This window comes from Streptomyces sp. NPDC048392, from assembly GCF_043200575.1.
Lineage (GTDB): Bacteria > Actinomycetota > Actinomycetes > Streptomycetales > Streptomycetaceae > Streptomyces.
On sequence record NZ_JBICYB010000014.1, the window covers coordinates 36,206 to 50,657 of the forward strand.

11 protein-coding genes are annotated in these 14,452 nt (G+C 70.8%); 10 read left to right on the forward strand and 1 reads right to left on the reverse strand.

Features of this window, described 5'->3' with window-relative positions:
- Window position 1 precedes the first annotated feature (1 nt).
- Genes ACGFYH_RS20025 through ACGFYH_RS20055 form a run of 7 tightly spaced genes read left to right on the forward strand, consistent with a single transcriptional unit; the run spans window position 2 to window position 10,661 of the window.
- On the forward strand, window positions 2–538 hold the full coding sequence (locus ACGFYH_RS20025) for a hypothetical protein (RefSeq protein ID WP_393804618.1): 537 nt from the start codon (window positions 2–4) through the stop codon (window positions 536–538).
- On the forward strand, window positions 535–3,213 hold the full coding sequence (locus tag ACGFYH_RS20030; protein ID WP_393804472.1) for an ATP-binding protein: 2,679 nt from the start codon (window positions 535–537) through the stop codon (window positions 3,211–3,213). Before ACGFYH_RS20025 ends, ACGFYH_RS20030 begins: the two co-directional genes overlap by 4 nt.
- The gene (locus ACGFYH_RS20035; RefSeq protein WP_393804473.1) at window positions 3,210–3,605 is read left to right on the forward strand and encodes a hypothetical protein; all 396 of its coding nucleotides are present in this window, start codon (window positions 3,210–3,212) and stop codon (window positions 3,603–3,605) included. The genes ACGFYH_RS20030 and ACGFYH_RS20035 overlap by 4 nt, the downstream gene beginning before the upstream one ends.
- Window positions 3,606–6,275, forward strand: a complete 2,670-nt coding sequence (locus ACGFYH_RS20040; RefSeq protein WP_393804474.1) for a hypothetical protein — start codon at window positions 3,606–3,608, stop codon at window positions 6,273–6,275. It begins immediately after the preceding gene.
- A complete protein-coding gene (locus ACGFYH_RS20045) occupies window positions 6,272–7,429 on the forward strand; it encodes an NlpC/P60 family protein (RefSeq protein ID WP_393804475.1) in 1,158 nt (385 codons plus the stop codon). Before ACGFYH_RS20040 ends, ACGFYH_RS20045 begins: the two co-directional genes overlap by 4 nt.
- Window positions 7,426–8,055 carry a hypothetical protein gene (locus ACGFYH_RS20050; protein ID WP_393804476.1) on the forward strand — a complete coding sequence of 210 codons (630 nt, stop codon included), beginning with the start codon at window positions 7,426–7,428 and terminating at the stop codon, window positions 8,053–8,055. Before ACGFYH_RS20045 ends, ACGFYH_RS20050 begins: the two co-directional genes overlap by 4 nt.
- Window positions 8,031–10,661 (forward strand): ATP/GTP-binding protein, encoded by a 2,631-nt coding sequence (locus ACGFYH_RS20055; RefSeq protein ID WP_393804477.1) that lies wholly within the window; start codon window positions 8,031–8,033, stop codon window positions 10,659–10,661. Before ACGFYH_RS20050 ends, ACGFYH_RS20055 begins: the two co-directional genes overlap by 25 nt.
- A 35-nt stretch (window positions 10,662–10,696) precedes the next feature.
- Here ACGFYH_RS20055 and ACGFYH_RS20060 read toward each other — a convergent pair whose 3' ends face one another.
- The gene (locus ACGFYH_RS20060) at window positions 10,697–11,944 is read right to left on the reverse strand and encodes a serine/threonine-protein kinase (protein ID WP_393804478.1); all 1,248 of its coding nucleotides are present in this window, start codon (window positions 11,942–11,944) and stop codon (window positions 10,697–10,699) included.
- A 321-nt stretch (window positions 11,945–12,265) separates the two neighbouring features.
- Between ACGFYH_RS20060 and ACGFYH_RS20065 the strand changes: the two genes are divergently transcribed.
- The 3 genes from ACGFYH_RS20065 to ACGFYH_RS20075 are packed head-to-tail and all read left to right on the forward strand — an operon-like array spanning window position 12,266 to window position 14,450.
- Window positions 12,266–12,865 (forward strand): hypothetical protein, encoded by a 600-nt coding sequence (locus ACGFYH_RS20065; protein WP_393804479.1) that lies wholly within the window; start codon window positions 12,266–12,268, stop codon window positions 12,863–12,865.
- Window positions 12,823–13,710, forward strand: a complete 888-nt coding sequence (locus ACGFYH_RS20070; protein ID WP_393804480.1) for an ATP/GTP-binding protein — start codon at window positions 12,823–12,825, stop codon at window positions 13,708–13,710. The genes ACGFYH_RS20065 and ACGFYH_RS20070 overlap by 43 nt, the downstream gene beginning before the upstream one ends.
- A gap of 32 nt (window positions 13,711–13,742) precedes the next feature.
- Window positions 13,743–14,450: an SAF domain-containing protein gene (locus ACGFYH_RS20075; protein WP_393804481.1), complete on the forward strand. Its 708-nt coding sequence runs from the start codon at window positions 13,743–13,745 to the stop codon at window positions 14,448–14,450.
- The last annotated feature ends 2 nt before the right edge of the window (window positions 14,451–14,452 follow it).

Consider the following 14,452-nt stretch of genomic DNA (forward strand, 5'->3'; position numbering starts at 1 on the left):
GATGGGCCGCTTCTACACCTCGGCCCGCCGCCACCCGTGGGTGCTGGGCAAGGTTGCCGACTGGCGTATCCCGCTCGGCCCGTTCACGCCTGCGCAGATCCTCCTCGCCGTCGGCGGCGGCTTCGTTCTGGTCAAGACGATTCCGCTGTGGTCGTGGCTGGGGCCCGTCCCGATCGCCGCTTGGCTGCTGGGCATATGGGCGGTGCGCCGTCCGAAGATCGGGGGGCGCGCACCGCTCCCGGCCGCCCTGGGTTGGCTGCTGCTGTTCTGGCAGCCGCGCGGGGGCCGGATCGGCGGCCGCGCGGCCCGCGACCACGGCGCCCGACCCCTGACCGGTGGCTTCGTCATCGAGGGCAACGCCCCGGCCGCGCCGATCCCTTCGGCTCCACGGCCCCGAGCAGCCGAGGGTACGCAGCGCCGGGAGCCGTCACGGTCGCGGTCGGGCCCTCGCCCGGCGGCCGTCGCCGCTCAGCCGGTCCGGCCGGTGTCGGGTGTGCAGCAGTTGCTCGCGCTCGCCGAACAGGGGGGTGCGCGATGAGGGTGCCGATCCGTCATATCGCCGGGCACCTGGTGTGGTCGACGCACGGCAGTGTGTGGGCCGTCTACCGGCTGCACCCGGGTCCGGACGAGCAGGGCCGCCACGAGGAGAGCGTGCAGGGCACCTATGTGCCGGCCGCCGTACGGGAAGAACAGCTCGCCAAGATCACTCATCTGGTGCGGTCCCTGACCGGGGCGCCGCGGCTGTTCGGCCTGTGCGCCCGGGTCGATCCGGGGGAAGTCGCGCTGCGCATGATCGAGGGCATCGAGCCCTCCGATACTCCGCCGGGCCAGACGCACCCGTGGGTGGAGAACGTCGAGGCCACGCTGGATCTGCTGGACGGGCAGGAGATGCACCGCCGCACCCTGTGGCTGGCGGTCCCGCTCCAGACCGAGGGTGCCGGCCTGCAGATGACTGCTCAGGTTGGCGCGATGTGGGCCGAGATCGCCCCGACGCTGGGCATGCGGCCGACGCCGGTTGCGCGGCGCGAAGTGACCGCGTACCAGGAGCAGGCTGCGCGAGTGGAGGCCGCTCTCGCCGGCGGCGCCGCGTTCCGGCCCGCTCGCCCGGCGGAGATCGTGTGGATGGTCCAGCACGCTCTGCACCGCGGTATGGACGAGCCGCTGCTGGCCGAGGCCGAGAGCAGCGAGCTGTATGGCGGGCAGGTCCGCGAAGGAGTGCTGCACTCCCCCAGCTACGCCGATCTCGGTCAGGTCCGCCTCCAGGAGGGCGGCATCGACCCGGACCTCGACGACGTCGACGAGCTCAAGAGCGCCGACCAGCTCACCCGGTCGGGCCGCAAGGCCTGGTGGCGGGTGAAGACGGCCTCGCCTCTGCGTAGGCGGTGGCTGCAGATCGAGTCCGACGCCGGCACCGGCTACCAGGCACAGTTGGCGCTCGCCGAGTGCCCGCCCGCGGTGAGTGCGGATGCCGCCGATCTGTTCGCTCAGCTGGAGACGCTCGATTTTCCCGTCGACTACACCGTCGACCTCACGCTCGTGCCCGCGGAGAAGGCCCGCGATCAGGTGAGGCGCAAGCGCAACGAACTCGTCGACCAGGCCGACCAGTACGACGCTCGGCCGACCGGCATGCCCGCCTCGCTCACGGACGCCGCCCGCGACCTGGGTGAGCTGGACGCCCGTCTGTCGCGCACCTCGGTCGAGGTGGAGGTGCAGTCCGTGACCGTGCTGAGCGTGTGGGGGCCGACCGCGGCGATCTGTGACGCCCGCGCCCGGGCGTTGGCCTCGCTGCTCGGCGGCGCGGACTACCGGGCCGTGCGCCCGGCCGGCCTGCAGGAGGCGCTGTTCCTGCTCGGGCTGCCGGGCACCACGCGGCCGGGAGTGGTGCGGGAGTTCACGCAGCACCAGGTCTCGGAGGACTGGGCGTTGGGCGGTGCCTTCACCCTCGGTGAGGTCGGTGACCCCAACGGCATGTTCCTCGGTCTGGACCTGGACTGCGGGACCACCCGCCCCGTCATGATCAACGTGGCGGACGCGCCGAAGCACGACGCCAGCGCCTCCCTGGGCATCGTGGGTGATCTGGGGGCCGGGAAGTCCGTCCTGCAGAAGCTGATCGCGGAGGCTGTGTGGGCGCGCGGTGGCTGCGCGATCTGTATCGACCGCACCCCCGTGCGCGAGTGGGCGACCTTCGCCCGTACCGCAGCGAAGGGCCGTGTTCAGATCATCGACGCCGCACAGGCCGAGGTGTCCATCGACCCGTTGCGCATGTTCGACGGGCCCGAGGGCCGCCACTACGCCCTGTCCTACCTGACCCTGCAGCTCGGCATCGGGCCGATGAGCACCAACGGCGAGGTCCTGCATCACGCCGTCGAGAAGGCCGCCGCCAGCGACGCCCCCTCCATGCGCCGCGTGCTGGAGGTCCTGGAGGAGATGGCCACGAGCGAGGTGGGCAAGCGGCAGGACGCGGCGTCCACGCTCGCCGGTCTCGTCCGCGTCGTCGCCACCAACTCCCTGGCCCGGATGGTGTTCGACCCCACCCTGCCCCCGGTGCGGCTGGACGCCTCCAGCACCTCCGACATGATCGTGATCACGACCGCGGGTCTGAAACTGCCGCCCAAGGCGGCGTTCGCCAATCCGGAGGTCCTGCACCAGCAGCCGCTGGAGGCCCTGATCGGGCGGGCCGTGCTCTACCTGATCGCAGCGCTGGCCAGGCAGACCGCGTTCGAGGACCCGGAGCGGTTCACCGCGGTGGTCGCGGACGAGCTGTACTGGCTCACCTCGTCGGCCGAGGGCACCGCGCTGATCCACGAGATCCTCCACGACGGCCGTAAGCACGGCGCCGGCCTGCTCGCAGCGAGCCACGACGCCGAGGAACTCGGCCCCGACCGCGGGCTGATGGCGTACCGGGCGCTCGCCCGCACCGCCGACCGTGGACGCGCCCGCCGCGGCCTGGAGTTCGTCGGGCTCGACCCGAACGATCCGGAGCTGCTGCGGCTGGTGACCACCGGACTGTCCCCCGTCGGACAGCGCGGCCGCGAAGGGGAGTTCCTACTGGCCTGCCCGCGGCAGAACACGGGCCGGATCAAGGCCGTCATCCCCCGCATCGACCGGATCACCACTTCCATCGCCACCACACCGGGCCGCCGTACGAGCGCGAGCACCGCGCACGCCCCCAGCAAGGCCGACACGGCCCGACCGAAGGAACACGTCTCATGACCACGTCGTCTTTCAGCTCATCCCGCCCCCGGCGCATCGCCCGCGCGGCGGGCACCCTGATCGTGATCGCCCTCCCGGCCGTCCTGCTCGCCCTGGTCGTGGGGGCGGGCGTGCCCGAGTCGTGGTGGCCGCAGACCGGACAGGCCTTCGCCGCCGACCAGCCTCACACCGCAGCGGCGCGCAAGGATCCGTGCGATCTGATCGTGGGCCCGGCCAAGGAGTACTGCGAGCGCGGCAATCACTCCGCCACGACCACGACGTCGTCCGCCTCTGCCGGCGAGGCCACCCACGAGGGCGCCAGGGCGGCATGGATGGTGATTCCGCCGGTGGCGGGCCTGGCCGCCGTCGTCGTGTGGCGGCGCCAGGGCGCTGCTGGACACGGGCGGCGCTGAATGTGGCGCCCAGACCGCGGCACGCTCCGCTCGGCCGGTGTCGTCGTCCTGCTCTCCGGCGTGTTCCTTCTGGTCAACAGCCAGGTCGTGTACGCGGCGAGCAGCAGCAGTGAGACCGGTGACCTCCTCGCGCCGCTGAACATCGACTCCTCCGAGGGTCTGCCGATCAACGGCTACGAGTTGGGCGCGGACGGGGGCTCCATCGTCAGCTTCAAGACGCAGTCCCTCGCCTTCGCGCTGTCCGGCCTGTTCACCCTCATCCGGCTCCTGGTCGGACTGGCTGGCTGGTCCATCGAGGTCGCTCTGCGGTTTCCGCTGCTGAAGATTCTCACCGCCCCGGCGCAGAAGGTCGCCGACGCCTACAACAACGTGGTCGTCGACACCCTCGGTATCAAGGGGCTGTTGCTGGCCTGGGGTTTCGTTTTTGCCGGGTTCATGATTGTGCGCGGCCGGGTTGGCCGCGGTCTGGGCGAGATCTTCCTGACGTTGCTGATCGCGGCGTTCGCCGCCTCCACTTTCGTCCGCCCCGACTACCTGCTCGCCGAGAACGGGCCGCTGGGGCAGACCCAGCAGGTGGCTGCGGAGGTCGCCCAGGAGAGCGTCAACTCCTACGACTGGGGCGGCAAGATCGCCAGCACCGACCCGTGCGCGAAGATGGCTGGCAACGCTGAGCTCAAGTGCCTGGAGCTTGAAGAGGAAGCCCCCGTCTCCGCAGCGGACGTGGCCCGCCCGCTCCAGGACTCGGTCACCAATGCGCTGATCGTCAAGCCTTACATGCTGCTCGAGTACGGGCGCATCCTCGACCCCGCCAAGAAGTCCGACCGCAAGGCGTACGCCGTCCATCTGAAATGGGTCGCCGGCGGATACAAGGCCTTCAACAGCGACGACGGGGACGGGGACGCCGACTGTTCTTCGATCGCCGAACCGGCGCGGAAGTACTGCGAGGAGCAGAACGCGAAGCATAAGAAGGCGAAGGACGCCTGCTCGCTGGTCCACGGCCCGGCCAAGAAGTACTGCGAGCGCGACAAGGAGGAGTCGGGCAACAACTGCGACCTCCTCGACGGCCAGGCCAAGAAGGTCTGCGAAAGCGACGGGCTACCTGGGCTGACGCCGGGCGGTGATCTGCTGGACACCGCCAGCCCGATTGTGTCCGAAGAGGACCAGGAGTTCGCCGCCTTCATGGCGGACATGAAGAAGGCCGGGGACGTCGGGAAGTCGTGCGCTACCTACGCCGAGCAACCCACCTGGTGGCGGGTCGGCGGCGCATTCCTGCTGCTGATCGCCGCCCTGTTCATCTGCGGCATGCTCCTGTCCAGCGCGATCGTACTGCTCGGCACCCAGGGCGTGTGTGCTGGGGCGGCGGCCGCCGGGGGCGTCACCTTCGTTGCGGGCATGCTGCCTGGTCCGGCCCGCCAGTCGGTGTGGAAGTGGTTGTCGATCTGGGGCATCGCGATCATGACCATGGTCGGCGTGTGCGCGTTCGTCCCGTTCTTCGGGATCGCCGTCGACGCCACCATCACCAACGGGCCCGACCTGATGGTGGAACGCATCCTGCTGATCGACGTGCTGGCCATCGCCGGCGCGGCCGGGCACCGCCGCCTGCTGACCGGGATCACGTCCTTCGGCCAGCGCATGGCGATGCGGATGCGCTACGCCAAGGTCGGCGGCACCCACATGCCCGGCGACACCTCGGAGCTCGGCGCCGCGCTCGCCATGAACTCCCCTGCGGCGATGGGCGGATACGGCGGCGGACTGCGCGCCTTCACCGGAGGCGGAGGCGGCCGGTTCGGCATGCTCGGCACCCGCCAGCGGCTGATGGGCGCCCTCACCTCGCTGGTCGACGGGGCCGGCATGCCCGTCGACACCGGGCGGATGTTCGCCGATGCTACGGCGGAAGCCGGGCGAGGCCTCGCTCCGCTGACCGCGGGGGCGGCCGTGGGCGGGCTCGGCGCGCGGCTCGGTGCGAAGGGCGCGGGCTGGCTGCTGATCGGCAAGCGGCCGGACAAGGAGCAGCTGGCCAAGTGGCAAAAGCCCACCGGCGTCGAAGGTGAGGGCGACACCACAAGCAGCGGCGACGGCGACGGCCAGGGCGGCCGGCTCCGGCGCGGTGGCCCGCGGGACCGTTACCGCGATGACGAGGGCCAGGTCGTCGACCGTGACACCGGTGAGGTGCTGCACGACCAGAACACCGACCGTTCCCTGTTGTCCACGCGTGCCCACAACCGCCTGGTGCGGTTCCGCGGCTACCGCATCCTCAACCGCGGCGGCCGGACCGCCTACGGGGCGACGGCGGGTCTGCCGGCGAATGTGCGCCGGGCCCGGCAGGGCGGCTCGCGGTACGCCCAGGACGCCCGCCAGCAGGTTCAGGTGTGGGGCAACACCGTGCGCGAAGACCGCCGTGCCTGGGGCGACGCGGGACGCAGCACCGCCCAGTGGGTCCGCGAACACGGCGACGACCGCGGCGGAACGGGTCCCTTCCACAGCCGTCGTCTGCCCACCGGGGGTCCGACGGCACGGCCGGGCAGTTCCGGTTCACGGGGCTCGGCGCCGACGCCGTCCGCGTCCCGGCGGCGGCTGACGGACGCTCCCTCCGAGTTGCGCCGCCGGATGCGGGACGCCTTCAACCGGGGGCACGACGACGGCTCCGGTGACGGTGGTGACGGTTCGTGAGCAGGCGTCGCGGGCGGAAGGCCAAGTGGGCGTTCATGGTGGTGATGCTGCTGTTCGCCGCCGTGTGCTGCGCCGCGCCGGTGGGAAGCGCGATCAGCGCGTACGTCGCGCTGAAGACAGGTGTCTCCGGCAGCGACGACGGCGGGATCGCCGAAGGCGGTACGGCGGCGGACATCCCGCCGCGCATGCTCACCGCCTACAAGAAGGCGGTCCAGCAGGTCGGCAAGCACGTGCCGAAGTGCCAGGGCATGCGCTGGCCGATCCTCGCCGGGATCGCCAAGGTCGAGTCCAACCACGCCACGGGGCGCAACGTCGCCGACAACGGGGACATCCGCCCGAAGATCTACGGGGTGCTCCTCAACGGGTCCGGCGCCGGCGGTAACACGACCTCGTTCCCGGACACCGACGGCGGCAAGTGGGACGGCACCTCTCAGGGTGAGCGGGCGGTGGGCCCCTTCCAGTTCCTGCCCTCCACCTGGGAAGGCGTCGGCGAGGACGCCAACGGTGACAAGAAGGCGGATCCACACAACGCGGACGATGCCGCGCTCGGCGCCGCGATCTACCTGTGCGGCAAGGGGCGTGACCTGACCCAGCGGGGCCAGCTCAAGGCGGCGATCCTGCAGTACAACCAGTCGGGCGAGTACGTCTCGAACGTGCTGGGCTGGATCGACCAGTACACGGCGGCCGCCAAGGACCCGGACCTGAAGAGCGTGTCCGCGAAGGTCCGCACCGTGCTGGATGCGGCGCTGTCCCAGCGGGGTGTGCCCTACTCGTGGGGCGGTGGCAACGCGAACGGCAAGTCGACGGGGATCTGCTGTTCGCCGAGGGGGTTCAGCGGCGAGACCATCAAGGGCTTCGACTGCTCCGGGCTGACGCAGTACGCGTTCGCCCGGGCCGGGATCCGCCTGCCGCGCCTCGCGTCCGACCAGGCCAGTGTCGGCAAGAGGATCCCCGCCGCCCTGGGCACGTTCGCGCTCAAGCCGGGCGACTTGGTGTTCTTCGCATACATCCCTGGCCGCGATTCCAGCATCTATCACGTCGGGATCTATGTCGGCAGTGGACGGATGATCAACGCCGCCCGCCCGAACACGGTCGTCCGGCTGGACGCGGTCGACGCGATGGACGGATACGCCGGAGGGGCCCGGCTGCTATGACCGCCACCCCAACGACACCGCGCCTGCTCCTGATCACCACCGTCGTCCTGGCCGTCGCCGGGGGCGTCCTCCTGGCCGTGCCGCACGGCCAGGACGCGAAGGTTCCCGAGAAGCCGCCCGGTGCGGCCGCGCCAGCGGATCCCTCGACCCGCGGCTCGACAGCTCCCCGTGAGTCGACGGACGGTGCGCGCTCCACCGCACCTGCGTCGTCCGCGCCCGCATCCGCGCTGCCGCCGCACGGCGAAGGGACGGCCGGCGACCCTGCCATCCAGCAGGTCCTGGAGAGGTCCTGGCCCGCCGACCTTCCCGCCGACGACGAGCGCCAGTTGCTCACCGACGGCCGGGCCCTGCTGCGCGCGGACGCCACCGGTATCGGCCGCTCCCAATGGCCCGGTGTCTTCGGCGACTCCGGGCGAGCGGTGGGTCCGGCCTTCGCCTCCGCCCGTTTCCGGATCCAGGCCGCGATCGCCCGCCGCGACGGAAGCCAAACGAAGGCGGTCGTGCACCTGGTGTGGGCGGGCACCGACCGCGACGGCACCTTCACGGACGGCCGCATCACCGATCTTTTCTTCACTCGCACGATCAAGAAGGGAAAGCCGACGTGGACTCCGCAGCCTCGTATCTGACGAGTCAGGCCTCCGAGGGGCTCTACGGTCAGGTAATCGGCCTGATTACCGGGCTGGTCGAAGCCGTCGACTGGCTCTACGACCACTGGTACGTGCTCGCCCTGGCCGTCGCGATCCCCTGGGGCGTGGGGGAACTGGTGGTGCGTCACCTCGCGGAGCGGGCCTATGCCGAGCGGATGGCCCTGGAGCTCACTCCCGCCCGGCACTTCGACCCGGGCTTCGAGGAGATCTTCCGCCGCGGGGTGCAGCTGTCGCGGGCCTCGACGAGCATGCCGTGGTGGGCGCCGCGCCGGTCGAAGACGGTGCAGATCAGGCTGCGTGCGGACGGCAGCGCGCCGCTGCGCTACCGCGTCGAGGGACCCGCGGGCGGCGAACGGCTGCTGTCCATCAGCCCCTTCGGGCCGAACGTCACCGTCGACCGGGCCCGCCCGATCGTGGACAAGCCACGCGACCACGTAGTTCGGGCCGAGTTCATCCTGCGCGGCAAGCTCACCTCTCCCCTGCGGGACGTGCCGCTGGAGCCCGACCCGCTGCAGCCACTCGTGGACGCCGTGTCCGACCTGCGCGCCGAACTGGGCGACCTCGCCGAGATCCGCCTCGACATCCAGCGCGCCCCCAAGTGGGCGCTGCGCGCTCGCCGTCTGCAGCTCATGAGTGACGCCCGCCGGCGCGAGCGCCGCGAGACCCAGCGCGCGTCCCGCGTGGTGCGCCAGGACGCCACAGGGATCGAGGACTCGCTCGCCTGGAACCTGCAGTCGCTGCTCACCGGAAAGGACGGATCCGCCGGGAGGCGGCTGGTGATGCCCCCGGTGCCGCGCCGGGTGGATCGTGACGAGGCACTCGGCAAGCTCGCCGAGGACGACCACCTCGTACGCGTGCAGCTCCTCGTGATGTGCGCATCCAACATCGAGGGCCGCGCCGAGGCCCGCCTCGCCCAACTCCAGGCCGGCTTCGATGTGTTCGGCGGACGCTCGCGGTGGGCGATGCGCGGCTGGCGGCTGGGACCGTGGCGGCTCGGCGCCGATCACTGGCCCACCAAACGCAGCTGGGAACGCCGCTGGCAGCTCGGGCAGTGCCAGCCGCCCCGCGCGAACTGGGTGCGCTTGGAGGAACTGACCGGATTGCTCAAGCCGCCGACCATTCACTGCCGGCTTCCGCTGCTCGCCGGTGATCTGCCGTCCTTCGAGTTCGGGAATCCTGACCTGCTGCTGCAGGGCATCCACCGGGGGCCCGACGGCCGGAAGCGTCTGGTCGCCACGTACACGGCCGAGACGCTGTTCGAGTGCGGGGTGGGCAAGGCCGGCGGCGGGAAGACGGAACGCGCTCTGGCACAGGCGATCGGGCGGGCGCATGCCGGCGGCGGGCTGATGTTCATCGACCCGCACCGCGACTCCTGGCCCCGGGCCGCGACGTTCCTCGCCCACGACCACCTGATGCAGAAGATCGCACTGATCGACCTCAACGCGGCAGGGCCCTCGCCGATGTTGAGTTCGTGGAATCCGATCGCCATGCACCACGGGCAGGCGCCGCACGACGTCGTCGAGGCGGTCACCGACGCCTTCGCGGCCATCCTCGGCTGGGACGATGCCGCCGCTCCCCGGGCGCTGACCATCCTCACGTCGTGCCTGGCGGTGCTGGTCGCCGTCAACCAGGCCGCCTGCCAGGCCGGACGTCGCGAAAGCCAGGCCACCATCTTCCACGTACGGTCGCTGATCTCCGACCCGGGCTTTAGGGGGGCAGCGCTGGCCGCCGTGGCGGATCTGCTGGACGAGGAGACGCGGGCGTGGTGGCGGACCGTGTTTCCGACCTTCCCGCCGGACGCGTTCGGCGTGGTCCTCAACCCGCTCGCCCGGCTGGCCGCCAACCCGGTCACCCGCGCCTTCCTCGGTCAGCCGGTCGGCGTCTACAACAGCCGAGCCGCCATGGACAACGGGCTGATCGTGTGGGTGTGCCCGGCCGGGAACGGGCCCACCGACCGGCTGCTGACCGCGCTCATCGCACGAGACCTGCTGCGGGCGGTGCGCTCGCGCCGGGACACGCCTGAGGAGCAACGGCGGCCGTTCCGGCTGTACTTCGACGAGCTGATCACCCTGACCGGTGCGGCCCCGGAGACCATCGCGTCGATGTTCGAGGACTTCCGCAAGTTCAGGGTCACCGTGCACGGGATGACCCAGTTGCTGGGCCGTCTTCCAGGCCCGGTGCGGATGTCGCTGACGCAGAACGCATCCACCCTGGCGTCCACGGCGGGATCCAAGAGCGCGATCGCCCCGATCACCGCGGAGTGGGGAGACACGCCGAGCCCGGACGAAGTGGCCGTGCTCGACCGGTTCGAGCACTACGTGTCGTTCACCGTCGGCGGCCGCCGTGTCGGACCTATCCGGATCACCGGCCCGCACCTGGACGAGGTGTTCGCCGAGTACGCCCGTCCCCGCAAGGTCGGCGCCCTGGAACGCGCCGCCCGGGACACGGCAGGGGCAGCGCCGCTCGACGAGCTCACCGCCACCGCTGCCGCCCAGCAGGGCCGGGTCGCCGACTTCCTCGCCCAGCGCGCTCCCGCCACGACCGCGGACGTACGCCTGAGCAAGAACCCGGAGGGATACCAGTGACCGCAGTCGTGTACGGGTCCGGATCCTTCTCGCGGTCAGATGCCGATCTTCTGCATGGGGGCGTAGCGGAGCTGGAGCCGTTTGATGTCCTTCTGTGGGCCGAAGGACACCCGGGCGACGGCCTGGAGCCCTTCGCCCTCGACTTCGATCACGGTGCCGATGCCGAAGCGGTCGTGCTCGACAACGTCGCCGGCCTCCACGGTGTCGACGCGGGGCCCGGGCGCGCGGCCGCGTTCCGCCTGGTGCTCGGCCCGGTACTCCATGACGGCCTGGGCGCCGGTCGCGAAGGCGGGGCCGGCCGGTTCGGGCACGGCCGCCTTGGCCGACCACCAGCCGCCGTCGGGCGCGGGCGCGTTGTCGTGCGAGGGCTGCTGCTGCGGGGGCAGGGGCACGGTGTAGCGCACGGTCGGGTTGGGCTGCTCCCACCACGCAGGGGCCCTGGCCGCTGGTGCGGGCTCGGGTACTCGAGGCCGCCCGCCGTCAACAGGGGCCAACGGGTTGGTCAGCAGAGCCAGCAGGGTTTCGGCGGTCGGGCGTCGTACGGACTCCTTGTGCAGGCAGGCCGTGAGGGCGGGCCGCAGGGTGTCCGGGATCGCGGTGAGGTCCGGCTCGTGGTGCACCACCCGGTGCAGCAGCGCGGGTACGGTGCCGTGTCCGAACGGGCCGGTGCCGGTGGCGGCGTAGTAGAGCACGGCGCCGAGGGAGAAGACGTCGCTGGCCGGGCCGGTGGCCTGGCCGTTGGCCTGTTCGGGCGACATGTAGGCGGGGGTGCCGAGGATGCCGCCGACGGTGGTGAGGGTGGCGGCGGTGTCCGCGCGGGCGATCCCGAAGTCGATGATGCGGGGCCCGTCTTCGGTGATCAGGATGTTCGCCGGTTTGAGGTCGCGGTGAGTGAGGCCTGCGTCGTGGATGGCTGCCAGCGCTTCGGCCAGGCCGGCCGCGAGCACCAGCAGGTCGGTGGCAGGCAGGGGTCCGTTGCGTCGGACGTGCTCGCCGAGGTCGGGGGCGTCGAGGTAGGCGGTGGCGACCCAGGGGGTGGCGGCGTCCGGGTCGGCGTGGACGACGGGCGCGGTCCAGAAGCCGCTGATGCGGCGGGCGGAGTCGATCTCGCGGCGGAAGCGTTCCCGTACGCCGGGGTCGGAGGCCTGGTCGGCGTGGACGGTCTTGACCGCGACGCGGCGGCCGCCGGGCGACTGGGCGAGGTAGACGGTGCCCATGCCGCCGGCGCCGAGGCGCTCCAGGACGAGGAAGGGCCCGAACCGTTCGGGGTCTCCCGTGCTCACTTGCGGGTTCACTCCTTGTGGGCGTGTGTCTGTGGCCGGGTATGGCGGCCTTTTCAACGTACCTGCCGGAGTGGGGCTATTAGCACACGTAACGAGCGAAGTGATAGAGCGATAAATCGACATCCGCTTTCGGAAGTGACCAGATACGTCCCGAGATGTGCGTGTGAACTCAAATATCCTACTGGGAAGTTGACTGGCATATGCGTAATCTTGCCGCTACGCAAACGCATAACCGCAGCTTGGATCAGGCCGCGGCTGTGGACTGCCGTACGCGGCATCTGGGGCAGCGGTCTGCCACACCGCGTCGTACGGGGAGACCACGTGACACGAGCACTACGCCGCCCGGCGGGGATCACCGCTGTTCGCATCCGGAAGCACGCAACCGCCGTGCTCCTCGCGGGAAGTCTGGTGGCGCTGGCCGGTTGCAGCGACAACGGCTCGGAGGCGTCGCCCTCCGGCCCCAGCAAGAGTCCCAGCGCAAGACCGTCCGCCTCCCCCAGTTCCACGGTTGATCCGGAGCAGGCCGCGGTCCTCGCCGCCTACACCCAGTCCTGGCAGGCCCAGACGGAGGCCTACGCCAAGGCGTCCTCCGCAGGCACCGACTTGCGGAAGACCACCACTCTGCGGGCCCTGGGGCTCGTCGAGCAGGACCTGGAGACCATGCGGAAGGCCGGACAGGTGACGACCGGGAAGCCGGTGATCCATCCCAGGGATCCCAAGGTGACCGACGGCGAGATTCCCAAGGCCACCCTCACGGACTGCGTCGACACCACGAACTGGACTCTGATCGACAAGGCCACGAAGAAGCCGGTCCCGCTGCCGTCAACGCGGCTCATCAAGTACGTCAGCACCGCAAAGCTCGAGAAGTGGGGGACGAAGTGGATGGTCACCGAGTTGACCGCTCAAAAGCAGACCTGCTGATAAGGCGCCCCGCCCTGCTCGGTGCCGCTCTCGTCCTGGCCGCCGCGGGCACCGCCCAGGCTGGCGACGACCCCGATGTCGGCGCAGGCAAGTGCCAGGTCGTCAGATTCTGTGTCGACGTGAACGTGCCCGGCAATTCCGGCGGGGAAAACCAGCAGACCGGCTCGCAGGACAGCGGCGGCGACAGCAAGCTGAAGTGCAAGTACACCAAGATCGACCCGGAGCCGCCGGCCAGTGCGAAGGAGCTCTGGAAGGGCGCCGACCCGAAGAAGAGCGACCTGTACTTCTACTCGTGCTCGGACGGTGGCCAGAACAACCCCGACGGGTTCGTCACGGTTGCCAACGGCCAGCAGCCTCAGCAGCAGGCCAATCCGCAGGAGTTGGCGCAGCAGGCCGTCGACTCCATGACGCTGCTGGGCCCCGACATCGACATCAACCCCAAGCCCGGCGGCAAGGGGCTGGTGGGCATGCCGGTGTGGATGGCCGTGGGCCAGTCGCAGACGACATGGGGTCCGAACACGGCGAGCGCCTCGGCCGGCGGGGTCACGGTGACCGCGACGGCGAAGGTGGCGAAGGTCGTGTGGTCGATGGGCGACGGCTCCTCGGTGACCTGCACAACGCCCGGCACGGTCTACCAGAAATCCTTCGGGCTGAAGAAGTCGCCGGACTGCGGTCACGTGTACAACCAGCCGTCGACCGACACGTCGGGCGGCACGTACAAGGTCACCGCGACCTCGACCTGGGTCATCAACTGGAACGGCGGCGGGGCGAACGGCCAGCTGACCGAGGTCCGCAACTCGTCGGTGGCCGTGACCATCGTCGAGTCGCAGGCCGTCAACTCCTAAACGTCGCACGAGATCGAAGGGCCTTCAGGCCGATGGACAGCACACAGACCTCCTTTGCGCCGCGCCGCGACGCGCAGCGACAGCCCGACCTACCCGTCAGCACCGGCACGAAGAAACGATCAGGCCGTACGTGGTCGGTACCCGTTCTGCTGGTCCTGGTCACGCTGATCGGCGCGCTCGGCGGCGCCGTCGTCGTGGCGCGAGCCGGTGACCGCACCGATGTCCTTGCCGTCGCGCGGGATGTCCCGGTCGGCCAGCAGGTCACCGCACAGGATGTGAAGGTCGTGTCGTTCGCCGACGATCCCGGCCTTTCCCCGATCCCGGCCGCCGACCGTGCCTCGATCGTGGGCCAGCGCGCGGCAGTTGACCTGCACCCCGGCGATCTGCTCACCCGCTCGCAGCTGAGCGCGCGCGGCGGGCTGGGAGACACCGAGCAGGTGGTCGGGGTCGAACTCAAGCGGGGCTTCGTGCCGCGCGACGAGCTGCGGCCGGGCGACAAGGTGGCCGCCGTCGTCCTTCCCGCCCAGGGAACGGACACAGGATCCACGGGATCCGGATCCACCGGAAGCGCAGCCCCGGACACGATCTCGGCGACCGTGAAGTCGGTCGGCACGCCGGACTCGACCGGCGCCCTGGTCGTGAACCTGGTGGTGGCGCCCGCGGACGGTCCCCTGCTGGCGACGAAGGCCGCGGCCAAGCAGATCGCGCTCGTACGGCAGCCCCGCCAGAGCGGGAGCTGACC

Excerpts from the sequence above, each read along its gene's own strand:
- ACGFYH_RS20025 (WP_393804618.1), top strand. The coding sequence starts at position 2 with ATGGGCCGCTTCTACACCTCGGCCCGCCGCCACCCGTGGGTGCTGGGC.
- ACGFYH_RS20030 (WP_393804472.1), top strand. The coding sequence starts at position 535 with ATGAGGGTGCCGATCCGTCATATCGCCGGGCACCTGGTGTGGTCGACG.
- ACGFYH_RS20035 (WP_393804473.1), top strand. The coding sequence starts at position 3,210 with ATGACCACGTCGTCTTTCAGCTCATCCCGCCCCCGGCGCATCGCCCGC.
- ACGFYH_RS20040 (WP_393804474.1), top strand. The coding sequence starts at position 3,606 with ATGTGGCGCCCAGACCGCGGCACGCTCCGCTCGGCCGGTGTCGTCGTC.
- ACGFYH_RS20050 (WP_393804476.1), top strand. The coding sequence starts at position 7,426 with ATGACCGCCACCCCAACGACACCGCGCCTGCTCCTGATCACCACCGTC.
- ACGFYH_RS20075 (WP_393804481.1), top strand. The coding sequence starts at position 13,743 with ATGGACAGCACACAGACCTCCTTTGCGCCGCGCCGCGACGCGCAGCGA.